The sequence below is a fragment of the Tardiphaga sp. vice304 genome (genome assembly GCF_007018905.1).
Lineage (GTDB): Bacteria > Pseudomonadota > Alphaproteobacteria > Rhizobiales > Xanthobacteraceae > Tardiphaga.
Window position 1 is genome coordinate 3,306,124 of sequence record NZ_CP041402.1, and the last position, 23,261, is coordinate 3,329,384.

The window sequence follows — 23,261 nt, forward strand, 5'->3', positions numbered from 1 at the left end:
TCCAGAAGCCACAAGCTCGGCAAGAACTGGATTGCTTCGTCGCAAGGGCTCCTCGTAATGACGGCCGAGAGGGCCGCGTGACGCCAGCTAGCCGCCCTGCCTTAACCTTGCCAGCACCTTGAGCCCGCCATAACCATCCGCCGGCAGCAGGCCCATCTTCGTCTGATAGTCGCGCACGGCCTTCATGGTATCATTGCCGACGCGGCCGTCGGTGCCACCGGTATCAAAACCGGCGCGGGTCAGGCGGGTCTGTACTTCCTGCACTTCGGCCAACGTCAGGATGCGCTCGGAGCCCGGGAACGGCTGCAGGAACGGCGGCGCGCCGAGAATGCGGTCGCCGAGATGGCAGATCGCCAACGCGTAGTTCATCGACGGATTGTAGCTGCGCACGGCGTAGAAACCCTGGCCGAGCAGGAAGCTAGGGCCGCCGGCCACCGGAATCCATAGCTTGGCGGTGGCGCTCGGCTGCGGGAACGGCTTGCCATCGGCGCGGGTGACGCCGGCTGCCGACCACGACGCGAAGCTGCGGCTGCTCTCCGACGATGCCGCGCCCTCGGCGCGGACCTCGTAGCCCCAATGTTCGCCGCGCGGATATTTGCCGCGGTTGACCAGAAAGCGCGCGGACGAGCCCAGCGCATCATCCGGCCTGCCGAACGGCGAGACACGGCCGTCGCGGTCATAGTCGATGCCGACATTGAGCCAGACTTCCGGCATCCATTGCGTATGGCCCATCGCGCCGGCCCAGGAGCCGCGCATCTCCTCCGGCGTGCCCCAGCCCTTGTCGACGATCTTCAGCGCGTTGATGAGTTCGGTTTCCCAATAGCTGCGCCGGCGCGGTTCGTTCCACGCCAGTGCGGCCAGCGACGGAAACACCGGGCGCATATGGTTCTGCTGCACGATCGGATCGCCATAGGCGGATTCCACGCCCCACAGCGCCAGCAGCGTGCCGCGCTCGACGCCGAAGTCCTGTTCGATCCGGCCGAACAACGCCTCGTGCTTGCGCAGCGCTTCCTTGCCGGCGGTGATGCGCCAGTCGGAAGCGCGGCGGTTGACGTATTGCCAGAGCTGCTCGTGGAATTCGGGCTGCTTCTGCATCGATTTGAACACCGACATGTCCGGCTCGATGCGGCCCATCACGCGGGAATAGGTGGCGTCCGAGACGCCCTTGGCCAGCGCGCGGGACCGGAAGCCGTCGCGCCAGGCGTCGAAGCCTACTGGAGCGGCAAAGGCAGCTCCGGGCAATGCCAGAGCGGCGGCGGCACTGAGGCTTGACTGCAGCATCGCGCGGCGGGAGAGGCGGTGTTGGGAATCGTTCTGGGTCATGTCCCAGAGTAGCGCCGCGAAATGGGCAGCGCGAGGGCGTACGGCGTCGCGGATGGTCGAGGTCGCCGCCTACCTCTCAGTTGTCGTCGCCCGACCAAGCCGGGCGACGACAGTTGTACTTTTGGCAGCTCAGTCCTTGGCGCGTTCAACGTAGGAGTTGTCTTCGGTCATGACGACAATGCGGGTGCCGGTGCCGATGTGCGGCGGCACCAGGGTGCGGATGCCGTTGGCCAGCATCGCCGGCTTGTAGGACGACGACGCCGTCTGGCCCTTGGTGACCGGCTCGGTGTCGACGACTTCGACCGTGGCGCGCTGCGGCATGGTGATGGAGACCGGGACCAGGCCGTGCAGCGAGAGCTTCACGGTCATGTTCTCGGTCAGATAGGCCTCGGCATCGCCGATCACGTCCTTCTGCACGGACACCTGGTCGTAATTGTCGTTGTTCATGAAGTGGAAGCCGTCGGCGTCCTTGTAGAGGTAATTGAAGTTCTGGTCTTCGATGGTCGCCTTTTCCACCGCGTCCGTGGTCTTGTAACGCTCCGAGATCTTCACGCCGTCGCTGATTCGGCGCATTTCGATCTGGCTGACCGGAGTTCCCTTGCCGGGATGGATGTTCTCGGCGGTCAGAACCACGTAGAGCTTGCCGTCTTGCTCGATCACGTTGCCCTTGCGAATAGAACTGGCGATGACTTTCACAGGTGTGTTTCCTAAAATTCAGGCCCGGGACCGATCCGGACGAGGGTGTCCTGTGGCCAGCGAAGCGTTGTCTGCGCGCAACATACTGATTTTGCCCGTCGATGCCAGCGTTTTGCGGCCTTCCGGGGCGGTACTCTGATGGCCGGGCACGACCGACCATCGCCGTGGTGGAGCCCCGCGCGGCACCAGGACCGCCGCGGCTTCCTGCTGGCGCGCGGCAACGTCACCCGGGCGACCCGGGAATGGTTCGGGAAGCAGGGCTTTATCGAGGTCGAGACCGGCGTCTTGCAGGTCTCGCCGGGCAACGAGACCCATCTGCACGCGGCAAAGACCGAGCTGATCGATCGCGACGGCGCGCATCTGACGCGCTATTTGCGGACCTCACCGGAATTCGCCTGCAAGAAGCTGCTGGCGGCGGGCGAGGAGCAGATCTTCGAGTTCGCCCGCGTGTTCCGCGACCGCGAGCGCGGCGACCTGCATCTGCCGGAATTCACCATGCTGGAATGGTACCGCGCCAATGCCGGCTATGAGGCGGTCATCACCGACTGCGTCGCCGTCATCGCCCATGCCGCCAAGGCGACCGGCACGAAACAGTTCTCGTTTCGCGGACGCGCCGCCGATCCGTTCGCCGACCCGGAGATGCTGACCGTGGCGGGCGCGTTCGAGAAATACGCCGGCATCGATCTGCTCGCGACCGTTTCCGGCCACCAGGGCGATCGTGCCGCATTGGCCGCTGCGGCATCCGGCAAGGTGCGGATCGCCGAAGATGACACCTGGTCGGACATTTTCAGCAAGGTGCTGGTCGAACACGTCGAGCCGAGACTAGGGCAGGGGCGATTGACGGTGCTGTACGAATATCCGGCGCCGGAGGCCGCGCTGGCGCGGACCACGCAACATGATTCCGATGTCGCCGAACGCTTCGAGGTCTATGCCTGCGGTGTCGAGCTCGCCAACGGCTTTGGCGAGTTGACGGATGCCAACGAGCAGCGCCGTCGCTTCACGGCGGACATGGACGAGAAGCAGCGCCGCTACGGCGAGCGCTATCCGCTCGACGAAGATTTCCTGGAGGCGGTGGCCGCGATGCCCGACGCCGCCGGCGTCGCGCTCGGCTTCGACCGGCTGGTGATGCTGGCTGCGGGCGCGACACGGATCGACCAGGTGGTGTGGACGCCGCCGGCAGGCGCGCCATGAAGGTCACAACGACGTTGCGGCAGCCAGCCGAACTGATCGCGCACGGCCTCGCGCCGGCCGACGCCCAGGCCGGACTGGAGAAGGTCGCCGCGCGTTACGCCGTGGCGGTGACGCCGGCGGTGGCGGCGCTGATCGATACCAGCGATCCCTTTGACCCGATCGCGCGCCAATACATTCCCTCGGTCGACGAGCTGGTAGCGCAGCCGAACGAGAATGCCGATCCGATCGGCGACCACACGCATTCGCCGGTCGACGGCATCGTGCATCGCTATCCCGACCGCGTGCTGTTCAAGCTGGTGCATGTCTGCGCGGTATATTGCCGGTTCTGCTTCCGCCGCGAGATGGTCGGGCCCGGCAAGGAGACCGCGCTGTCAGGCGACGCCTATGCCGGCGCGCTGGACTACATCCGCGCGCATGACGAGATCTGGGAAGTGATCCTCACCGGCGGCGATCCCCTGATGCTGTCGCCGCGGCGGATGGCGGAAATCATGGCCGATCTCGCCGCCATCGATCATGTGAAGATCATCCGCCTGCACACCCGCGTGCCGGTCGCCGATCCTGCCCGCGTCACGCCCGAGATGGTAGCGGCGCTGAGAGTGCCGGGCGCGGCGACCTGGGTCGCGCTGCACGCCAATCATCCGCGCGAGCTGACACAAGCCGCGCGGGCGGCCTGCGCCAGGATGGTCGATGCCGGCATTCCCCTGGTCAGCCAGTCGGTGCTGCTGCGCGGCGTCAACGACAGCGCGGCGACGCTGGAAGCGTTGATGCGGGCGTTCGTCGAATGCCGCATCAAGCCGTACTACCTGCACCACGGTGATCTGGCGCCGGGCACCGCGCATCTGCGCACCACGATCGCGCAGGGCCAGGCCTTGATGCGCGCGTTGCGCGGAAATGTTTCCGGACTTTGCCAGCCCGATTATGTGCTCGATATTCCCGGCGGCTTCGGCAAGGCGCCGGTCGGTCCCGAATATTTGTCGGCTACGTCCGACGCCGCACATGAAGCGACGGCGGAATCGGTCTATCGTGTCACGGATTACTGCGGCGACGTTCACCTCTATCCGCCCAAAGCCTGAGCGTTGGCGCCTGACCGGTCGGAGAGGCCCCATGAAGAAACGGATCGTAACGCTCGTTTGTCTGATGCTGTTCTGCGGATCGCTGGCGCACGCCCAGGACTCGACCCGCAACGCGCCGCCGGCGTCTGTAAAGCGGGCCCAGCAGGGCGTTCAGCCGCGACCAGGACTTGACGCGCCGGTCGGCCACCGCCAGCCTCGCGCCGGCGACGTTCCCGAGACCGGCAGCAACGATCCCGGCAAGATCGACGCGCAGGACCGAGAACTCGACCGCATGATCAAGGGCATCTGCAAGGGGTGTTGAGACACAGGTAGCCCGGATGAAGTCGGCGCGCCGCTTCAGCGGCGCGGCGACGCAATCCGGGGAAAGCAGTCATGTCGATGGGCCGGCCCCGGATTGGCATCCGGGCTACGGGCGATCAATTCAGCGACGGATTGCGCGGCCGGTAGCTGCCGGACTTGTCCTTGATGAAGATCTCGGCGACCTGCGAGTGGCGGATCGGTTCGCCGGAATCGTCTGGCAGCAGGTTCTGCTCCGAGACATAGGCGACATATTCGGATTCCGAATTTTCCGCCAGCAGGTGGTAGAACGGCTGGTCCTTGCGGGGGCGCACGTCCTCGGGGATCGACAGCCACCATTCCTCGGTGTTGTTGAACTCCGGATCGATGTCGAACACCACGCCCCGGAACGAAAAGATCCGGTGCCGGACGATCTGGCCGATCTGGAACTTGGCGGTGCGGGCAATAATCATTCTGGTCGAATAGACCAGGATTGTGGCCGATGCTAGAGGCAAATGACCGATTTGCGACGGCTATGCGGCCCCGTCCACGCGTTTGACCACGGTGGGAAACCCATTCAGTCATGTAGCTCGGACAACATGGGGCTCGCCCTTGAGGCGTACCGGGTTGGTCGCGCGATGATCTTGTTGGGAGAGGAATTTTATTCAAACAAACACGCGCATGGCAAAAGCCACTCTTTCCAGCCTGCCTGTGGCAACTTCCTCCTTAATTCCGACAAGCGCTGGACCATCCGGGCTACCGCACGTAAATCTCTGCCAATATTGATGAATTCAGACTGTCCGAGGATTTGCCATGATCGATATTGCGGTTACCGCCGGGTTTGCGATCGGCGTTGCCTTCGGCGTGATCGGCCTGCTGAGCGGCTTCTGTCTCACGAGCAGTCTTCGCGACTGGAGCGCACATGACGGCCGCCGTATCCGGAGCTATGCGCTCGCTCTGGCGGTGGCGATCGCAGGCACCCAGTTTCTCGCCGCGGCGGACATCGTGGATATCGGAAAGTCGCTGTATCTGCAGCCGGCATTTTCCGCGCCGCTGATCTTCGCAGGTGGCCTGCTGTTCGGCCTTGGAATGGTACTGGCGAACGGCTGTGCATCGCGTGCACTGGTGCTGCTGGGCAAGGGCAATCTGCGGTCTCTCGTGGTCCTCGTGATCCTCGGAATTGCCGCCCAGATGACGCTGAAGGGCCTGCTGGCGCCATCGCGCCTCGCGATCATTCAATGGACGCAGATTTCCCCGGCGAGTGTGTCGGCGCCGGCGTTGCTCGCGTCGATCGGACTCGGCGACACGGCCGCGCGCATCCTTGCGACATTGATCGGCAGCGGCACGCTTTTCGCCTTTGCCTTTTCCGACCGCCAGTTCCGTCGTTCTCCTGCGCAGATCACCGCCGGCCTCGCCGTCGGATTACTGGTAATAGCGGGATGGTTGGCCACGGGCTGGCTCGGTGCGGACGAATTCAACCCGATCCCGGTGACATCGCTGACGTTCATCGCGCCGGTCGCCGACACGCTGCAATATGCGATGCTCTCGACCGGTCTCACGCTGAACTTTGGAATAGCCATCGTCGTTGGCGTGCTGACCGGCAGCCTCGCGACGTCGCTGCTCACGGGACGCTTTCGCGTCGAAGGCTATGCGTCGGCCGATCACATGATGCGTTCGATATCGGGCGCGGCGCTGATGGGGATCGGCGGCGCGATGGCCTATGGCTGTTCGGTCGGGCAGGGACTGACAGGGCTCTCGACGCTCTCGCTCTCGTCGGTGATCGCCGTCGCCGGCATTCTCACCGGTGCAGCCGTGGGCCTGCGACGACGTGTGCCGGCGCCGGCTCTGGTGACTCAATAGCAACAATGCGGCTGCGGAGAGCCTGCGTTGAAGTGTTGGTCGCATCTCGCGGAATGGGCTAGACCGTCATGGCAGGCTCTGAAGAAGCCGGTCATGGGAGGACGAACCCGGATGCTTTCGCGCTATTTTCTGGCAGGATTACTGGTTGCCGCTGTGGGAGCCGCCGCGGCGTTTCCTGCGGCCTCGCAGACCAGACCCGCATCCGGGGCATCCTCCGAAGACAAGCCCTTCGCCGAGCATTTCCTGGCGCTGCAGCTCTCGGACTCCGATGCCAGAAAGGAGCGGCTCGTGCTCAGCGTGGCGAGCAACATCCTGAAATTCTACGGCCCCGACAAGGTGGCCATCGAAGTCGTGACGTTCGGTCCGGGTATCCACCTGCTCAGAACGGGCAACGAGCACCGTCAGCTCGTGGATAGTCTGGTGAGCCAGGGCGTCCGCTTCTCGGTGTGCGGCAATACGCTGGACACGATTGAACGCGACACCGGAAAGCGGCCGGACATCAATCCGTACGCCAAGGAAGTCGAGGCCGGCGTTGCGCAACTGCTGAAACTGACCGAAAACGGCTACACGCTTGTGCGTCCTTGAAGGAGAGATGAGATGAAATTCTTGTGCACTGCAGTCGTCGCCGTGGCGTTGCTGGTCGCGAATGCCGGCCCGGGTACTGCTGCCGAGCCGAAGCAGCATCGTGTCGCGATCCAGGTCGACCAGAACGATGCCGACGTGATGAATCTTGCGCTGAACAACGCCACCAACATCATGGAGCAGTACAAGTCGAAGGGCGAGACGGTAGAAATCGAAATCGTGACCTACGGCCCAGGCCTTCACATGCTGCGCGCCGACACATCGCCGGTGAAAGATCGGATCAAGCAGATCGTCGACGCCAGCTTCCCGTCCGGCATCAGGGTCTCGGCCTGCAACAATACCAAGGAGGGCATGGAGAAGCGGGAGGGACGTGCGGTCAGCCTCATCCCTGAGGCCGAACTGGTGCCGTCCGGCGCGGTGCGGCTGATCGAGCTTCAGGAGAATGGCTGGAGCTATCTCCGGCCTTGATCGGGTCTGCTATTTCGAGGGGTGGGGTCTTCCCAGCAGACTGGCCCAGCCGCGCGCCAGCAACTCTCTCGGAGCACAGTCAATCAGTGTCGCAATTCCCAGCCGCGCGCCGATCATCATGCCGCCCACGGCGAACGGCCAGGACAGCGACAGCATCGAGCCGGCGGTGATGCCCTGTCCGATGGTGCAGCCACCGGCCAGGATGCCGCCAATGCCCATCAGCGCCGCTCCGCCGAGATGACGCCGCATCTCACGGTCGTCGTCGAAGGCTTCCCATTGCAATTCGTCGGCGCGCCACGCCGCGAGGAAGGCGCCGGCGACCACGCCGAGAACGGAGCCGACGCCAAAATCGGCAAAACCGGCGGTGCTCAGCAGAGCCGAGTAGAAGGCCTTCCCGACGGTGGACACGAAGGTCAGGCTTTGCGGACGGATCGGCGCAGCGAATTCGTCTCCGATCCATGACGTCGCCGCCCAGCCCGCTACCGTCAGCATGCCCAGGGCCACGCCGCCCGACAGCAGGCGCGGCGAATGACGAAGCTTTTTATGGCTGAATGCGAGCAGGCACAGTCCGCCACCGATGAAGGTTGCGATGATCGCGCGGACGTCAAATCCCAGCATGCGTGCAGCAAGAGAGGCGAGGTCGGAGCGGATCTCATCCGGCATCGCGACAGCAAGGCTCTCAAGGATGACGATGCGAAAGTTTGCAAAGACGCCGCGCAACGTCGCATAGGCGGTGGCACCCAGCACGATCAGAACGACGAGGCTGCGCAGGTCGCCGGCCCCCAGCCGCACCAGCGAGCCGAAACCGCAGGTTCCCACCCAGGCCATGCCGATACCGAACATGACGCTGCCGATGGCGATCGCGAAGATGGGGATAGCCGACGGCGTGTAGCTGGTTTGCATCGGATCAAGCAGCCCGCCGATGACGAGCGCCTGCGTTCCGACGATTGCAACGCCGAGGGCAAGTCCGAAGATTCTCAGGCGGCGGCTGTCGCCACCGACCAACGCGTCCTCGATCGCGCCGAACGAACACAGTCTGGCGTGACGCACGAAAAATCCTGCCGCCGCGCCGATGGCAAAGCCAACCAGCGCGAGCATCCAGCCAGACAGGTTCTGCATGGCGTCACTCCCGGGTTCGGAGCAGGGCTGGCGTCGCGTTGACGATGCCCCGTCATTCACCTGCCACCGGCAGATCTATTTCTTTTTCGCTTTCGGCGCAGGCGGCGCGCAGAAGATGTCATAGATCACCGAGATGACGCGCCGGACGTCTTCATTGGCGAGGCTGTAGTAGATCGTCTTGCCGTCGCGCCTCGTATCGACCATCCCGTCGTAGCGCAGGCGTGCGAGTTGCTGGGAAACGGCGGACTGCCGCATCGACAGGATGTTTTCCAGTTCGGAAACGGATCGTTCGCGTTCCGCGAGCAGGCACAGCAGCAACAGGCGGTTTTCGTGCGAAACGGCCTTCAGGAAATTGCTCGCCTTGCGCGCCTTGCGCATCAACTGATCGAGTTCGGGCGAATATTCCGCGCCGTCGCGAAGTTCGTTCTCGAGATCGCTTGAGATGATAGATGTCATGGCGTTTTCATGCCGTTCGAAGTGTTGGTGGAAGGCTGGCCCAGCTGCGAGTGCTCGGTCAGGCGCTGCGACTGCAGTCGGGTCACGAATGGGCCGAGCAAACCCCAGAACGCATCGTCGCTGATGAAACCGGTGATGCGGCCGATTTCGCGACCTTGATCGGCCACCACGAAAGTCGGCGTGTAGCGCACCGCCGATGTCAGCACGGTGCCTGCGTCGGACTGCTTGTCGATATTGATGCGCCGCAACGGAAGCAACCTGGCTTCATCGGTCTTGCCGTAGATCTGGCCGACCTCGCGATCCCAACGTTGGCACCATACGCAGCCGTCGCGCTCGAACATCAGCAGCTCGGCTGCTTGCGATGCGACCGGCACGAGACACAGAGTGAGCACACAGCACGCGATGAGCCACGATTTCAGGAGCATTTTGCCAATCATGTGATACACATACACGAATTCGCATGTATCTACCAGAGTTGGTATCGCTGTGATTTCAAATATTTCCTTGGTTGGAGCGTTGGGGGCGGGACTGCTATCGTTCCTGTCCCCGTGCATCCTGCCGTTGGTGCCGCCCTATCTTTGCTTTCTGGCCGGCATCAGCCTCGACGATCTGACCAAAGCAGAGCAGCGTCAGGGCAGGGGCCCGAACTGGCATGTGGTGGCGATGTCCGTCGCTTTTGTGCTCGGCTTTGCGACCGTGTTCGTGGCGCTGGGCGCGTCGGCCTCGCTGATCGGCAAGGCCGTCACGGCGCATTTCGATACCCTTGGAATGATTGCCGGCGCTGTGATCCTGGTCCTTGGCCTGCATTTTCTCGGCGTATTCAGGATTGGCCTGCTGTTTCGTGAAGCTCGTTTTCAAGCGGTACGAAAGCCAGCCGGCTTTCTCGGTGCCTACCTCGTGGGGCTGGCATTTGCCTTCGGCTGGACGCCCTGCGTCGGGCCGGTGCTGGCCGCGATCCTGATGGTCGCCGGCGTCGAGGGATCGGCCGGGCGGGGCGCCTTGTTGCTTGGCGTATATGCGTTCGGGATTGGCATTCCTTTCCTGCTGGCTGCCCTGTTTGCGGACCGCTTCGTCCGGCTGCTGGCGCGGCTGCGCCATCACATGAACCTTGTCGAGAAGATGATCGGCTCCGCACTTGTGCTGACCGGAATTCTGTTTTTGACTGGGACGATGCCGCTCATAGCTGGCTGGCTGTTGCAGGCGTTTCCCGCTTTCTCGTCGATTGGCTGAACGGATGAACAGGGAGAAGACGCCGATGCTGAATCCCGCCTACCTGCTGACACGAAGGAACGTCGTTGCCGGTCTCGGCCTTTGTACGATGGGCTTCGCTCCGACGCCGGTGAAAGCCGCCGCAAAGCTCGGCGACGACGGCCTGTACCAGATGGACTGGTACCTAGAGAGTTTTCTCGACCTCTCCAAGGACCTCGCCGGCGCCACATCGAAGGGCAAGCGCCTCGCGATCATGTGGGGCCTCAAGGGGTGCCCGGCGTGCAAGCGGATGCATGAAGTCCATCTGATGGATCCGAAAATCGAGAGCTATGTCCGCGACAATTTCGAGGTGCTGCACCTCAATCACATCGGATCACGGGCGGTGACCGATTTCGACGGACGCAAGCTGACCGAGAAGGCGCTTGGCGAGGCCTATGGTATTCGCTTTACCCCGACGATCCAGTTTTTGCCGAACAAGATCGACGGCCTCACCGGCAAGAGCGGGCAGGCGCGCGAGGTTGCCCGGATGCCCGGACTGCTCGAGCCTTCGGAGTTTCTCGCCATGTTCCGCTACGTGCGCGAGAAGGGCTACGAGGCGTTGTCGTTTCCTGACTGGCTGCGCAAGCAGGCCTGACGCGATGGCGCCTCAGGCTCACACGCCTGCCGCTCAGAAATCGAGTTTGTCCTTGATTGCGTCGATGCCGGCTTTGGCGCAGGCTTCATCGGCTTCGCCGCCGGGGGCGCCGGAGACGCCGATGGCGCCGATCAGCGAGCCGCCGGCCTCGACGACCATGCCGCCGCCAATGACGACGGCGCCGGGCAGGTTGCGGATGCCGGCCTGCGGCATGCCGGGCTGGCTGATCGCCTGCAGGTCCCCGGTGCCAGTCCGGAACGAAGCGGCCGTCCAGGCCTTGCCAGTCGCCGTGGCGGGAGTATGGGCGCCGGCGAAGCGGTCACGCAGCATGACCTGCGTCACGCCGAAGCGATCGACCACGGCCACCGCGACTTGATAACCGCGCTTGCGGCACTCGCCGAGTGCAGCCCGGGCGGAGTCGAGGGCGAGTTCCGGGCTCAGTACCTTGTAGGTGACGAGTGCGTCCTGCGCCTGGGCGGATACCGCCGTCAGTGCAAGCAGTGCCGCCGCCGTCAACAAGCTTCGAATGGTCATGCTCAATCCTTTTCTTTGACCGGCATCCGCGTTTGAGGCGTGAGGCGGCTACTTGTTGACCGGTGACGCCGGGTCGAACAGGAATGCAACGAGATCCTTGATCTGCTTTTCGGTGAGGAATTTGTTGGCACCAAAACGCGGCATGTTCGAACAGGCCAGCACGGCCTGAGAATTGTAGATCTTCGTATAGGCCTGCTTGATCTCGTCGGCACCAAATTTGCGGTCCTTGCCATAGGAGGTGAGGCTCGGTCCGAGCGTACCGTAGCTGACTTCGGTGCGCTCCATCTGGTGGCAGGCGTAGCAATTGCCGCCGTTGACGGTCTTGTCGTCGTCGGAAAACTGCCCGCCGCGCCCGTTGTTGGCGATTTTCGCGCCTTCCTTCCAGTCGCCAAGGAAATTGCCATCTGCCGGCAGCACGACCCGGGTCAGTTCGCGCGCGACGATCTTGTCGGCTTCGGCCGACGGCACATCGTTGCGGTACTGATTGCAGGTCGTCAGCGTTTCATCGGGTTCGATACGTGCCTGCCATTCGGGCTGCGCCTTTCCGAAGGTCGACTTGAGGTAGGCGTCAACAACAGCAGGGGCGACGGTGACCGCCTTCGGCTGAGTGTTCTGCGCGAATGCCGTGGGCGAAAGCATCGTGACGCCGGCGGTGATCACAAGCGCAATCTGCAAAGTCGTTTTCATCGGAGGCTCCCTCAGCGCTTGATCGACGGGACGGTGATGTTGCCGCCGGCTGCCTGCTGGTTCAGGAACACGGTGAGCGCGGTGATGCTGTCGGAGGCGTATTCGGGGACCGGCCAGCGCTGCTGTCGGTAGCAGTCCCACAGCCGGTGCTGCATGGTCCGCAGCGCGCCCTGCGAGACGCGGTATGTCGGCCATGAGCCCATGGTGTCCTGCGCCTCCTTGCCGGGCTTCGAGAAGTTCGGCAGGCCTTGCAGCCGGATCCGCTTTCCTTCGTCCGCATGGCACGTGGCACAGGCGAAATCCATCACCCCGCCGCGCCGGTAGAACAACTCCTCACCGACGGCAGCCATTTCCTTTTCCTTGGGATGGCTCAATTGCACGTCGATTTTCATGTCGCTGGACTTGTTGGCGATATAGGCGACCAGATCCTCCATGTCGGAGGCGCGGCCGGGCCCGGAAAACCGCCGGGTCACGACGTCCTTGGTATCGAGACCCTCGACGTTCTGCATGCACCACAGCAGCCGCTGCTCGAGGTCCATCACCTTGTCGGCGTCCTTGAAATAGCGCGGAAGCTTCGCATAGGCGCCTTCCAGCTTGCCGGCACCAAGCCCGAGATCGCATTGCTCGAGCGATGCGTTCTTGCTGCCTCGCTTCTCGCTCCACAAAATCTCGCCGCGATCGACCGCGAGAAAACCGGGATTGGACATTGGATCCGAGATCATCGCGCGATAGCGCTCGATTTCCTTCTCACTGGCATCCTGCGCGGATTGTGCTGATGCGCCCAATGATATTGTGCAAAGCACCATGGCGAAAAGCGCAGAACCGATTGCGGCTCGTACCATTCCTCTACCTCCCAATTGCATGACCGTCTTGTGCGGTCCTCGCTCCGAATTTTTTCGGAGATCTTTACATTCAAGAAAAACAATATAATGATGTTTGCAGATCTTGATAGATCAAATCTGGAATCGTCAAGCGATTCCGTTGTCAGGGATACCCCAAGATATCCTGCTGGAGGATGCCATATGGTTTGGACGTCGGTTGAAACGACCCGTCGTGAGACGCTTGCTTTCGCTTCGATTCTAGGGCTCGCAGCGCTACTTGCTCCAAGAATGACCTTTGCCGACGAGCAGGCGGTCGCCGCTGAAATCAAGAAGCTTTACGGCGACAAGAAATTCGACAGCGGCAAGATCAAGCTCGACGTACCCGAGATTGCGGAAAACGGGCTCGTCGTTCCCGTCAACGTGGATGTCGAGAGCCCGATGACGGAGGCGGACTACGTCAAGGCCGTGCATGTCTTCGCGGATGGAAACCCGCTGCCAGGTATCGTGAGTTACAAGTTCACGCCCGCCTGCGGCAAGGCTTCCGCCTCGACGCGGATGCGGCTGGCGCAGACCCAGAACATCATTTGCATCGCGGAAATGTCGAACGGAAACCTGCATATGGCCAAGGCCAATGTGAAGGTGACGATCGGCGGCTGCGGCGGCTGATCAATTCGTCCACGAAGCTGTGTAGAATTAAGAACGAGGAATCCCGATGGCTACGCAACCGACACCACGCGTTCGCGTTCCTGCCCAGGCCAAGCCAGGCGAACTGTTCGAGATCAAGACGCTGATCTCGCACGAGATGGAATCAGGGCAGCGCAAGGACGCCGCCGGCAAGATCGTGCCGCGCAAGATCATCAACAAGTTCATTGCCGAGTTCAACGGCAAGACGGTGTTCGAGGCCGAATGGAATCCGGCGATCTCCGCCAATCCCTATCAGTCATTTTTTTACAAGGCCGCTGAAAGCGGTGAATTCACCTTCACGTGGAAGGACGACGACGGCTCGAACTACGTTTCCAAGAGCAAATTGACCGTCGCGGCGTGACCCGGCGCACTTGAGAAGCGCAGTCGACAGGAAGTAATAAAAGCTTCCTTCTGAATCTGCTGGCAAAGCCAGACTGGCAAGGGTGGGACGATGATATCGAGGCGGGAATTCCTGCAGGCGACTGCGGCTGCGTCGGCTTTGCTGGCCGGCAGCGGTCTTGGCGGTCTGGGACGGGTCGCTGCTCAGCAGCGCCTGTCGCAAGCCGACATCACCCGCTTCGAGCCGCTCGGGACGGTCACGATCCTGCACGTGACAGATATCCACGCCCAGCTGATGCCGCTGCATTTCCGCGAGCCGTCGGTCAATCTCGGCGTCGGTGAAGCCAAGGGTTTGCCGCCGCACCTGACGGATTCTGAATTCCGCAGCTACTTCAAGATTGCCACCGGCTCTGCCGACGCTTTTGCGCTGACCGCGGACGACTTCACCGCGATGGCCCGCAACTACGGCAAGATGGGCGGCATGGACCGCATCGCGACGCTGGTTGGCGCGGTGCGTGCGGAACGCGGTGCCGACAAGGTGCTACTGCTCGACGGCGGCGACACCTGGCAGGGCAGCTGGACGTCCTTGAAGACCAAGGGCCAGGACATGGTCGACGTCATGTCGGCGCTGAAGGTCGATGCCATGGTCGGGCATTGGGAATTCACCTATGGCGCCGAGCGCGTCAAACAGATCGCGGACTCCGCCTCCTTCGCCTTCCTCGCCCAGAACGTCCGCGACAACGAATGGCAGGAGCCGGTGTTCGAGGCGCGCAAGATGTTCGAGCGCGGCGGCGCGAAGATCGCGGTGATCGGGCAGGCGCTGCCGCGCACTGCGGTGGCCAATCCGCGCTGGATGTTTCCGAAGTGGGAATTCGGCATTCGCGAGGAAGACATGCAGAAGCAGGTCGATGAGGCGCGCGCCGAAGGCGCTTCGATCGTGGTGCTGCTGTCGCATAATGGCTTCGACGTCGATCGCAAGCTGGCGGGGCGGGTCAAAGGCCTCGACGTGATCCTGACCGCCCACACCCATGACGCGATGCCTGGACTCGTCCGCGTCGGCAACACGGTGCTGGTGGCGTCGGGCTCGCACGGCAAGTTCGTCTCGCGGCTCGATATCGCGGTAAAGGACAACAAGGTGGCCGACATCCGCTTCAAGCTGATGCCGGTGTTCGCCGACGCCATCAAACCCGATCCGGCGATGGCGAAATTGGTCGAGCAGGTGCGGGCGCCCTATGCCAAGGATCTGGCGCGGGTGATCGGCAAGACCGACTCGCTATTGTATCGCCGTGGCAATTTCAACGGCACTTTCGACGACCTGATCTGCAACGCGATGTTGGCCGAACGCGACACCGAGATCGCGCTGTCGCCGGGCTTCCGCTGGGGCGGCACGCTGCTGCCCGAGGACAATATTACCTGGGAAAATATCACCAACGCCACGGCGATCACCTATCCGAACTGCTACCGCAACCAGATGACCGGAGCGCAGCTCAAGGAAGTGCTGGAAGACATCGCCGACAACATCTTCCATCCCGACCCTTACTTCCAGGGTGGCGGCGACATGGTGCGGACCGGCGGCATGGGCTACGCGATCGATGTCGGCAAGCCGATGGGCTCGCGCATCAGCAGTCTCACGCACCTCAAATCCGGCCAGCCGATCGAGGCATCGAAGACGTACACCGTTTCCGGCTGGGCCAGCATCAACGAGAACACGCAGGGCCCGCCGATCTGGGACGTCGTGGCGGCCCATGTCGGGCGCGTCGGCAGCGTAAAAATCGATGCGAACACCGCCGTGAAGGTCACGGGAGCCTGACATGAAGCCATCGCACACAACATCACGATCACGCGCAACATATTCACGTATCACAATAACAGTGGGGCATGCCGCATGAGTGACAAGCCAATTGCCGAGGTTTTAAATCGCCGCCGCTTTCTCGGCGCGGCGGGACTTGCCGGCGCCGGCGCGATGCTGCCGCAGCTGGCGAAAGCCGAAGCGCCGAAGCCGGATCCGTTGATCACCGAAGTACAGGACTGGAGCCGCTATCTCGGCGAAGGCGTCGACAAGCGACCGTATGGCATGCCGTCGAAATACGAAAAGCATATCGTCCGCCGCGACGTCTCCTGGCTGACGGCGTCGCCGGAATCTTCGGTGAACTTCACGCCGCTGCACGAAATCGACGGCATCATCACGCCGTCGGGCCTGTGTTTCGAGCGGCACCATGGCGGGGTCGCCGAGATCAATCCGGCCGACCACCGGCTGATGATCAACGGCCTGGTCGACAAGCCGCTGGTGTTTACCATGGACGACATCAAGCGGATGCCGCGGGTGAACAAGGTGTACTTCCTGGAATGCGCGGCGAATTCCGGCATGGAATGGCGCGGTGCCCAGCTCAACGGCTGCCAGTTCACCCACGGTATGATCCACAACGTGATGTACACCGGCGTGCCGCTCAAGGTGTTGCTCAACGAGGCCGGACTGAAGCCGAACGTGAAGTGGCTGATGCTGGAAGGCGCCGATGCCGCCGGCATGAACCGCTCGCTGCCGATCGAGAAGGCGCTGGACGACGTGCTGATCGCGTTTGCGATGAACGGCGAGGCGCTGCGGCCGGAGAACGGCTATCCGCTGCGCGCGGTGATCCCGGGCTGGCAGGGCAATCTCTGGGTGAAGTGGCTGCGCCGGATCGAGGCCGGCGACCAGCCGTGGCAGACCCGCGAGGAAACCTCCAAATACACCGACCTGATGGCCGACGGCCGCTCGCGCAAATACACCTTTGTGATGGACGCCAAGTCGGTGGTGACCAATCCGTCGCCGCAGGCACCGCTGAAATTCAAGGGCCGCAACGTGCTGACCGGTATCGCCTGGTCGGGGCGCGGTACGGTCAAGCGCGTCGACGTCTCGCTGGACGGCGGCCGCAACTGGCAAACGGCGCGGCTCGACGGTCCGGTTCTGGATAAGTCGATCGTGCGGTTCTACGTCGATTTCGACTGGAACGGACAGGAGCTCATGATTCAGTCCCGCGCCATCGATGAGACCGGCTACGTGCAACCCTCGAAGGACGAGTTGCGCAAGGTGCGCGGCGTCAACTCGATCTATCACAACAATGGTATCCAGACCTGGCTGGTGCGGCCCGACGGGGAGACTGAAAATGTCGAGATCGGTTAGTCTCCTTCTCGCCGGCGTCCTTACGGTCTCGGGAGTCGCTCTCGTGCATGCACCGGCTGGGGCGCAGCAGACGGCGGCGAAAGCCTCGACGCAGAAGGCCGCGGTCACCTTGCCTGCCAAGCTCGGGCTTGGCCGGCCTGCATTGCCTGAGGAAGTCCGCGCCTGGGACGACGACGTCCGGCCGGATGGCGTCGGCCTGCCGAAGGGCAGGGGCACCGCCAAGCAGGGCGACGAGATCTTTCAGGAGAAATGCGCGTCGTGCCACGGCGAGTTCGGCCAGGGCGTCGGGCGCTGGCCGGTGCTGTCCGGCGGCCTCGGCACGCTGACCGCCGATCGCCCCGACAAGACCGTCGGCTCGTTCTGGCCGGACGCCACCACCGCCTTCGACTATATCCAGCGCGCGATGCCACTCGGCAATGCGCGTTCGCTCGCCAGCGACGAGGTCTATGCGCTGGTCGCCTACATCCTCAGCATGAGCGACGTCATCAAGGATGAGAACTATGAGTTGAACGAAAGCAATCTGGCCAAGGTCAAAATGCCCAATGCCGGCGGCTTCTTCGTGGACGATCGCGACGTCAGCGAGAAGCACTTCTGGCAGCGCGATCCCTGCATGAAGAATTGCCGGCCGCCGCCGAAGGTGATCGGGCGCGCGATGTCGGTCGACGTCACGCCGGACTCCAAGGCCGGGCCGAAGGTGGATTGATCGCGAACGGCGCGGACCGGGATCCGCGTCGTGTGAGGTAGCAAGTCACGGAATGCCGTTATGAGTTGAACGGGTTGCTTCAGATCAATGCCGGACCGGTGATTGGGCGCACAATGTCACATCATGCTGCGGCGAGCTTACAGATCGGTGTTGCGCGGCCTACAGGTGCGCCAGTGATTATCGAATCGCTCATCGAACGTTTCGGCGACACGGCCGCGCTCACGACCGGTGGATTGCTGGTCGGATTTGCATTCGGTGCTTGCGCGCAACGCAGCAAGTTCTGCCTCCGCGCGGCGGTCATCGAGTTTTCGCAAGGCCAGTTCGGTCCCAAGCTGGCGATCTGGCTTCTGACGTTTTCGGCCGCGCTTGCCGCCACCCAGGCGGCGATCGCCATCGGCGCGCTCGACGTCAGCGAGGCGCGGCAACTCGCCGCGCGCGGCTCGCTGTCCGGCAGTATCATCGGCGGCATGATGTTCGGTGCCGGCATGATCATGGCGCGGGGCTGCGCCAGTCGTCTGCTCGTTCTGTCGGCGACCGGCAATCTTCGGGCGCTGGTGACCGGCCTGATCCTCACCATCGTGGCGCAGGCCTCGTTGCGCGGCGTGCTGTCGCCGGCCCGGGAGAGCCTGTCGGAACTCTGGACCGTGCAGGGTGGCCCGTCGCGCAACCTGCTCTCGGTGCTCAATGCGGACGCTGTGCTCGGTGCGGTATTGGGATTGGCCGGACTTGCCTTTGCATGCTGGCTGGCGCGCCGCGCCCGGGTTGGTGCCGTCACCGCGCTGAGCGCGATCGGCGTCGGCCTTGCGGTGTTCGCGGGCTGGCTGATCACCTACACGCTGTCGCAGCATTCCTTCAGCCCGATCACCATCAAGAGCGTCAGCTTCACCGGCCCGTCGGCCGATACGCTGATGGGGTTGATCAATTCGCCCTCGGTGCCGCTCGGCTTCGACATCGGGCTAGTGCCCGGCGTATTCGCCGGTGCGCTGATCGCCTCGCTGCTCGCCCGCGACTGGCAGCTGCAGGGATTTCATGACGGACCGAGCATGCGGCGTTATGCTGCTGGCGCTTTCCTGATGGGATTTGGTGGCATGCTGGCCGGCGGCTGCGCGGTCGGTGCCGGCGTCACAGGCGGTGCGATCTTCGCTGTCACCGCCTGGCTTGCGCTGGCGGCGATGTGGCTGGGCGCGCTGGTCACGCATGTTATAATGGACAAGGATGTGGCGGGCGAGATCGCGCCTGCGCTGACGTTAAAATAGTTCGGCAGCAAGCCGGCACGCTACCGGGAAACGCACATGAGCCTCGAGGGAATGTTGACCGCGAGATATCCAGACAGCCGATCCGGGCCTGGCCGGCGGGCCTCGACATGACGGGCGGCCGCGAGCTGTCACCGGTCGCACTGGGTGCCGCGATCATGCTGTGCGGAGTTGCGCCGTTGTGCGCCGGTGACCGGGAGCTTGGCGAATATCTGTCGAGCGAGTGCGTCACCTGTCACCAGATCAGCGGCCGCTACGACGGCATTCCGCCGATTGTCGGCTGGCCCGAGACTGATTTCGTGCAGGCGCTCGGTGAATATCGCGACAAGTCGCGCGAGAACGCGGTGATGCGCTCGATCGCCGTGAAGTTTACCGACGAGGAGATCGCCGCGCTTGCCAGCTACTTCGGCAGCATCGGACCGCACGCCGAAAAAAGCCAGAGATGAAAGCAACGCCGCGCCATGCGGCACATTCACAGAAGGGGAGCACCATGACGTCACTCAGCCGTCGCCAATTTTCTGCCGGGCTAGTTGCCGGCCTCGTCGCGATGCCGGGCGTGCTGCGCGCCCAGGCCAAGCCGCGCCTCGTCGTGATCGGCGGCGGTCCCGGCGGCGCCACGGTGGCGAAATATGTCGCCAAGGATTCACAAGGCGCCATCGACGTCACCATGATCGAGCCGCTGGAAAAGTTCACTACCTGCTTTCATTCCAATCTGGTGCTCGGCGGTTTGCGCAGCCTGGAATCCACTACCCATGCCTACAAGCTCGACGCCTACGGCGTGAAACAGGTCCGCCAGGTCGCCGCCGCGATCGACCGCGACAAGAAGCAGGTGCGGCTCGCCGACGGCAGCACGCTCGCCTATGACCGGCTCGTGGTATCGCCCGGCATCGACATCAAATTCGAGTCGGTGCCCGGCTATTCCGAAGCCGCCTCGGAGATCATGCCGCACGCCTGGAAGCCCGGACCGCAGATGCAGCTTCTGAAGAAGCAGCTCGATGCGCTGCAGGACGGCGCGACCATCGTGATGCTGGCGCCGCCCAATCCCTATCGCTGCCCGCCCGGGCCCTATGAGCGGGCATCGTGCATGGCGCATGTGCTGAAGGCCAAGGGTCACACCCGGTCGAAGATCGTCATCATCGATCCGAAGGACAGGTTTTCCAAGATGGCGGTGTTTCAGGAAGGCTGGCAGAAGCATTATCCCGGCATGATCGAGTGGATGGACCCGAAGATGCACGGCGGGGTGAAGTCGATCGATGCCAAGGCGATGACGGTGACGACCGATTTCGAGACCATCAAGGCCGATCTGGTGAACGTCATCCCGGCGCAGATGGCCGGCAAGATCGCCCGCGACGCCGGCCTCACCAACCAGACCGGCTATTGCCCGATCGACGCTGCCAACATGCGGTCGGCGATCGATCCGAATATCTACGTGCTCGGCGACGCCTCGATCGCCGGCGCGATGCCGAAATCGGCTTTCGCGGCCAACAGCCAGGCCAAGGTGGTGGCGATGGCAGTGCGCGGCGAGCTAGCCGGCAGCCGTACCTTCCCGGCGCGCTATGCCAACACCTGCTGGTCGGTGATCCAGACCGACGACACGATCAAGGTCGGCGGGCGCTACGAGCCGAAGGAGGGTGCCATCGCCGAGGTCGAGGGTTTCGTCTCGAAGCCCGGCGAGGACGCCGGCGTTCGCGTGCAGACCACCGAGGAAAACATGGGCTGGTACGCCGGCATCGTCGCCGACATTTTTGCCTGATCCCAAGCGTCCGCGATGTCGCGCGTCGCGGGCGCCGTCCATGGAGAGTTGACGTGAGCAAGCCCATCGGGATTGGCCGGCGCAGCGTACTGCGCGGTCTGGCGGGGAGTACGGCGCTGCTGGCCTGTCCGGCGATCGCGCAGGTGAAGCCGCGCGTCGTCGTGGTCGGCGGCGGACCCGGTGGGGCGACCGCGGCGCGCTATCTGCGCCATGGCGACGACTCCATGCATGTCACGCTGATCGAGCCGAACCGGATCTACACCACGCCTTTCACGTCGAACCTGTATCTCGGCGGGCTGAAGCCGTTCGAGACGCTGAATTTCGGCTACGAGGCGATTGCCGCCGCCGGTGTCGGCATGGTGTTCGACAGCGTCACCGCGATCGATCGCGATGCCAGGCAGGTGAGCACCAACGGCGGTGCTCGCATCTCCTACGACCGTCTGGTGTTGTCGCCCGGCATCGACTTCCGCTGGGGCGCCGTGCCTGGCTATTCTCCGGAAGCCGCGGAGCGGATGCCGCACGGCTATCGCGGCGCCGAGCAATTCAAACTGTTGAAGCAACAGCTCGACGCGGTCAGCGACGATGGCGTCATCGTCATCATCGCGCCGCCGCTACCCTATCGCTGCCCGCCGGCGCCCTATGAGCGCGCCTCGATGATGGCCTATGCGCTGAAGGCCCGTGGGGTGAAGAATGCCCGGATCGTGATCCTCGATACCAAGGACCACTTCGCGATGCAGACGCTGTTCATCGACGGATGGGAGCGGCATTATGGCGGCATGATCGAATGGCAGGATCCGGCCATCCACGGCGGCATCAAGGCGGTCGATATCAAGGCAATGACCGTGACCACCGATTTCGAAACCCACAGAGCGACGCTCGTCAACGTGATCCCGCCGCAGATCGCCGGCCGACTCGCTCGCGATGCCGGGCTCGCCGACGACAGCGGCTTCTGCCCGGTCGATGCCGGCACGATGGCTTCGCGGATCGATCCCGCGATCCATGTGATCGGCGACTCCGCGACCGGCGGCGAATTCCCGAAATCCGGCTTCGACGCCAACAATGAAGCCAAGATGACCGCCATGGTGCTGCGCGCCGAGCTTGCGGGCGGGCGCCGTCTGCCGGTTCGCTTCACCAATCATTGCTGGAGCACGATAGCGCCGAACGACGCCGTCAAGAACGGCGCCCGCTACGAGCCGCGCGACGGCAGGATCGTGATGATCGATCCCTACACGTCGCAACTGGAAGAGGGCGCCGAGCTGCGCGCCAAGCAGGCGCGCGAGGCGGCCGGCTGGTACGTGGGCATGACGACCGATATCTTCGGTTGATCCGTGACCACGGTGTGGCGGGATTCACTGATTTTCTGGCCGATCCGATCGATCCGTTAAATCATCAGGCCGGCATGGCAACCACAAAGCAAGCGGAGCACAGATGAGCGAGCACGATGTCTGGGAGACTCGTTTCGGCGGGACGGATTTCATCTTCGGCAAGCAGCCGAACCATTTTCTGGCGTCCTGCAAGATGTTGTTGCCCGGATCTGGCAAGGCGCTTGCGATTGCCGACGGTGAGGGACGCAATGGCGTCTGGCTGGCCGAGCAGGGGCTCGACGTCGTGTCACTCGATTTTTCCGAAGCGGCGCAGGTCAAGGCCGCCTCGCTGGCAAAGGAGCGCGGCGTCGAGATCGTGTTGATCAGGGCGGACGTCCAGGCTTGGGATTATCCGGCAGAGACGTTTGACGTCGTGATCGATATCTTTACGCAGTTCAGTTCGCCGGCGGGGCGCGCAGAAAAATGGCGCGGCGTCCTTCGGAGCCTCAAGCCAAACGGATTGGTCATCGTCCAGGGCTACACGCCAAAGCAACTGGAGTACGGCACGGGTGGTCCGAAGGTTGTCGAGAATCTCTACACGCGTGAAATGCTGCAGGAGGCCTTCGGTTCGCTCCGCGACATCACCATCACGGAAGAGGAGCGCGAACTGCACGAAGGTGCTGCCCATAGCGGGATGTCGGCTGTCATAGGCCTCACCGCGCGCAAGGCTCCGTGACCGCGATGCTTTCGAGAGTTCTGCTTCTTTGAGTCCGCGCTTCGCGCTCTCCTCGAATATCGCCGGCACCTATTCTTCCCGTTCCGCGCCGAGAGAAATCCGAACGACTGCTGGCGCATTATCGCGTCCATGTGTGCGAATAGATCGCAAGCCGGTCATTCAACCGCGACAGAACGCTGTTCCGAAGCTGCGATGCCTGATCGGTAACCAGATGCTCGACGGGTTCATCGAGAAGCACGATCGGGCTGTCGCAGAGCAGTACACCCCTCCCTGGCTACCCAATTGTTCGTCATATGTTCTATGTAGTTAACCGGATTCAATTCGAATTCGAGAAGCAGCGGTATTGCGCAGGCCTCAAGTCTGAGGCCTTTGATCAACCAGATTCGAAAGATGAGCGATC

27 protein-coding genes are annotated in these 23,261 nt (G+C 63.1%); 18 read left to right on the plus strand and 9 right to left on the minus strand.

Translation table 11 applies throughout. The features are described from left to right. Positions 1–87: 87 nt before the first annotated feature. Positions 88–1,323 carry a lytic murein transglycosylase gene (locus tag FNL56_RS15625; protein WP_143573820.1) on the minus strand — a complete coding sequence of 412 codons (1,236 nt, stop codon included), beginning with the start codon at positions 1,321–1,323 and terminating at the stop codon, positions 88–90. Between the two features lie 129 nt (positions 1,324–1,452). Further along, entirely contained in the window at positions 1,453–2,019 is a 567-nt protein-coding gene (gene efp / locus FNL56_RS15630; protein WP_143573822.1) for an elongation factor P, read from the minus strand. A gap of 138 nt (positions 2,020–2,157) precedes the next feature. Here efp and epmA point away from each other — a divergent pair, with 138 nt between their 5' ends. The 3 genes from epmA to FNL56_RS15645 are packed head-to-tail and all read left to right on the plus strand — an operon-like array spanning position 2,158 to position 4,584. After that, on the plus strand, positions 2,158–3,210 hold the full coding sequence (epmA, locus tag FNL56_RS15635) for an EF-P lysine aminoacylase EpmA (protein WP_143573824.1): 1,053 nt from the start codon (positions 2,158–2,160) through the stop codon (positions 3,208–3,210). Beyond that, a complete protein-coding gene (locus FNL56_RS15640; RefSeq protein ID WP_143577977.1) occupies positions 3,207–4,283 on the plus strand; it encodes a lysine-2,3-aminomutase-like protein in 1,077 nt (358 codons plus the stop codon). The genes epmA and FNL56_RS15640 overlap by 4 nt, the downstream gene beginning before the upstream one ends. A 31-nt stretch (positions 4,284–4,314) precedes the next feature. Beyond that, positions 4,315–4,584: a hypothetical protein gene (locus tag FNL56_RS15645; protein WP_143577978.1), complete on the plus strand. Its 270-nt coding sequence runs from the start codon at positions 4,315–4,317 to the stop codon at positions 4,582–4,584. Between the two features lie 115 nt (positions 4,585–4,699). On the opposite strand, the gene hspQ is transcribed toward FNL56_RS15645, so the two are convergent. Next, the gene (gene hspQ, locus FNL56_RS15650) at positions 4,700–5,032 is read right to left on the minus strand and encodes a heat shock protein HspQ (RefSeq protein WP_143573830.1); all 333 of its coding nucleotides are present in this window, start codon (positions 5,030–5,032) and stop codon (positions 4,700–4,702) included. A 340-nt stretch (positions 5,033–5,372) separates the two neighbouring features. Between hspQ and FNL56_RS15655 the strand changes: the two genes are divergently transcribed. From FNL56_RS15655 to FNL56_RS15665, 3 genes are all read left to right on the plus strand, one after another. Continuing rightward, a complete protein-coding gene (locus FNL56_RS15655) occupies positions 5,373–6,419 on the plus strand; it encodes a YeeE/YedE family protein (RefSeq protein ID WP_143573832.1) in 1,047 nt (348 codons plus the stop codon). Positions 6,420–6,530: 111 nt separating this feature from the next. Next, positions 6,531–7,004 carry a DsrE family protein gene (locus tag FNL56_RS15660; protein WP_143573834.1) on the plus strand — a complete coding sequence of 158 codons (474 nt, stop codon included), beginning with the start codon at positions 6,531–6,533 and terminating at the stop codon, positions 7,002–7,004. Positions 7,005–7,016: 12 nt separating this feature from the next. Continuing rightward, positions 7,017–7,469, plus strand: coding sequence for a DsrE family protein (locus FNL56_RS15665; protein WP_143573835.1), 453 nt, complete (start codon positions 7,017–7,019; stop codon positions 7,467–7,469). Positions 7,470–7,478: 9 nt separating this feature from the next. On the opposite strand, the gene FNL56_RS15670 is transcribed toward FNL56_RS15665, so the two are convergent. The 3 genes from FNL56_RS15670 to FNL56_RS15680 are packed head-to-tail and all read right to left on the minus strand — an operon-like array spanning position 7,479 to position 9,490. Next, complete coding sequence (locus FNL56_RS15670; protein WP_246661448.1) at positions 7,479–8,648, minus strand: YeeE/YedE family protein; 1,170 nt, start codon at positions 8,646–8,648, stop codon at positions 7,479–7,481. 15 nt (positions 8,649–8,663) lie between these two features. Next, the gene (locus FNL56_RS15675; protein ID WP_143573839.1) at positions 8,664–9,044 is read right to left on the minus strand and encodes an ArsR/SmtB family transcription factor; all 381 of its coding nucleotides are present in this window, start codon (positions 9,042–9,044) and stop codon (positions 8,664–8,666) included. Then, on the minus strand, positions 9,041–9,490 hold the full coding sequence (locus tag FNL56_RS15680) for a thioredoxin family protein (RefSeq protein ID WP_246661553.1): 450 nt from the start codon (positions 9,488–9,490) through the stop codon (positions 9,041–9,043). Before FNL56_RS15680 ends, FNL56_RS15675 begins: the two co-directional genes overlap by 4 nt. Before the next feature lie 40 nt (positions 9,491–9,530). Between FNL56_RS15680 and FNL56_RS15685 the strand changes: the two genes are divergently transcribed. Continuing rightward, on the plus strand, positions 9,531–10,274 hold the full coding sequence (locus FNL56_RS15685) for a cytochrome c biogenesis CcdA family protein (RefSeq protein WP_210245400.1): 744 nt from the start codon (positions 9,531–9,533) through the stop codon (positions 10,272–10,274). Positions 10,275–10,299: 25 nt separating this feature from the next. Next, the gene (locus FNL56_RS15690; protein WP_143577980.1) at positions 10,300–10,887 is read left to right on the plus strand and encodes a SoxW family protein; all 588 of its coding nucleotides are present in this window, start codon (positions 10,300–10,302) and stop codon (positions 10,885–10,887) included. Positions 10,888–10,920: 33 nt separating this feature from the next. Here the strand turns inward: FNL56_RS15690 and FNL56_RS15695 are convergent, their stop codons facing one another. Genes FNL56_RS15695 through soxA form a run of 3 tightly spaced genes read right to left on the minus strand, consistent with a single transcriptional unit; the run spans position 10,921 to position 12,950 of the window. After that, positions 10,921–11,421, minus strand: coding sequence for a GlcG/HbpS family heme-binding protein (locus FNL56_RS15695; RefSeq protein ID WP_143573842.1), 501 nt, complete (start codon positions 11,419–11,421; stop codon positions 10,921–10,923). Between the two features lie 48 nt (positions 11,422–11,469). After that, the gene (soxX, locus tag FNL56_RS15700) at positions 11,470–12,060 is read right to left on the minus strand and encodes a sulfur oxidation c-type cytochrome SoxX (protein WP_441351299.1); all 591 of its coding nucleotides are present in this window, start codon (positions 12,058–12,060) and stop codon (positions 11,470–11,472) included. Positions 12,061–12,119: 59 nt separating this feature from the next. Then, the gene (soxA, locus tag FNL56_RS15705; RefSeq protein WP_143573846.1) at positions 12,120–12,950 is read right to left on the minus strand and encodes a sulfur oxidation c-type cytochrome SoxA; all 831 of its coding nucleotides are present in this window, start codon (positions 12,948–12,950) and stop codon (positions 12,120–12,122) included. Positions 12,951–13,130: 180 nt separating this feature from the next. Between soxA and soxY the strand changes: the two genes are divergently transcribed. From soxY to FNL56_RS15755, 10 genes are all read left to right on the plus strand, one after another. Then, complete coding sequence (gene soxY, locus FNL56_RS15710) at positions 13,131–13,595, plus strand: thiosulfate oxidation carrier protein SoxY (protein ID WP_143576187.1); 465 nt, start codon at positions 13,131–13,133, stop codon at positions 13,593–13,595. Between the two features lie 46 nt (positions 13,596–13,641). After that, positions 13,642–13,974, plus strand: coding sequence for a thiosulfate oxidation carrier complex protein SoxZ (gene soxZ / locus FNL56_RS15715; protein ID WP_143573848.1), 333 nt, complete (start codon positions 13,642–13,644; stop codon positions 13,972–13,974). Between the two features lie 90 nt (positions 13,975–14,064). After that, positions 14,065–15,762, plus strand: a complete 1,698-nt coding sequence (gene soxB / locus FNL56_RS15720; RefSeq protein ID WP_143573850.1) for a thiosulfohydrolase SoxB — start codon at positions 14,065–14,067, stop codon at positions 15,760–15,762. 75 nt (positions 15,763–15,837) lie between these two features. Further along, positions 15,838–17,112 carry a sulfite dehydrogenase gene (gene soxC / locus FNL56_RS15725; protein WP_143573852.1) on the plus strand — a complete coding sequence of 425 codons (1,275 nt, stop codon included), beginning with the start codon at positions 15,838–15,840 and terminating at the stop codon, positions 17,110–17,112. Next, complete coding sequence (locus tag FNL56_RS15730) at positions 17,096–17,815, plus strand: c-type cytochrome (RefSeq protein ID WP_143573854.1); 720 nt, start codon at positions 17,096–17,098, stop codon at positions 17,813–17,815. The genes soxC and FNL56_RS15730 overlap by 17 nt, the downstream gene beginning before the upstream one ends. Positions 17,816–17,988: 173 nt before the next feature. Beyond that, a complete protein-coding gene (locus FNL56_RS15735) occupies positions 17,989–19,071 on the plus strand; it encodes a YeeE/YedE family protein (protein ID WP_143573856.1) in 1,083 nt (360 codons plus the stop codon). A 107-nt stretch (positions 19,072–19,178) separates the two neighbouring features. Next, a complete protein-coding gene (locus FNL56_RS15740) occupies positions 19,179–19,514 on the plus strand; it encodes a c-type cytochrome (protein ID WP_246660677.1) in 336 nt (111 codons plus the stop codon). A 44-nt stretch (positions 19,515–19,558) separates the two neighbouring features. Continuing rightward, positions 19,559–20,821: an NAD(P)/FAD-dependent oxidoreductase gene (locus FNL56_RS15745; protein WP_143582131.1), complete on the plus strand. Its 1,263-nt coding sequence runs from the start codon at positions 19,559–19,561 to the stop codon at positions 20,819–20,821. 53 nt (positions 20,822–20,874) lie between these two features. After that, positions 20,875–22,146 (plus strand): NAD(P)/FAD-dependent oxidoreductase, encoded by a 1,272-nt coding sequence (locus tag FNL56_RS15750; protein WP_143582132.1) that lies wholly within the window; start codon positions 20,875–20,877, stop codon positions 22,144–22,146. Positions 22,147–22,249: 103 nt separating this feature from the next. Next, positions 22,250–22,861 carry a class I SAM-dependent methyltransferase gene (locus tag FNL56_RS15755; protein WP_143573862.1) on the plus strand — a complete coding sequence of 204 codons (612 nt, stop codon included), beginning with the start codon at positions 22,250–22,252 and terminating at the stop codon, positions 22,859–22,861. The last annotated feature ends 400 nt before the right edge of the window (positions 22,862–23,261 follow it).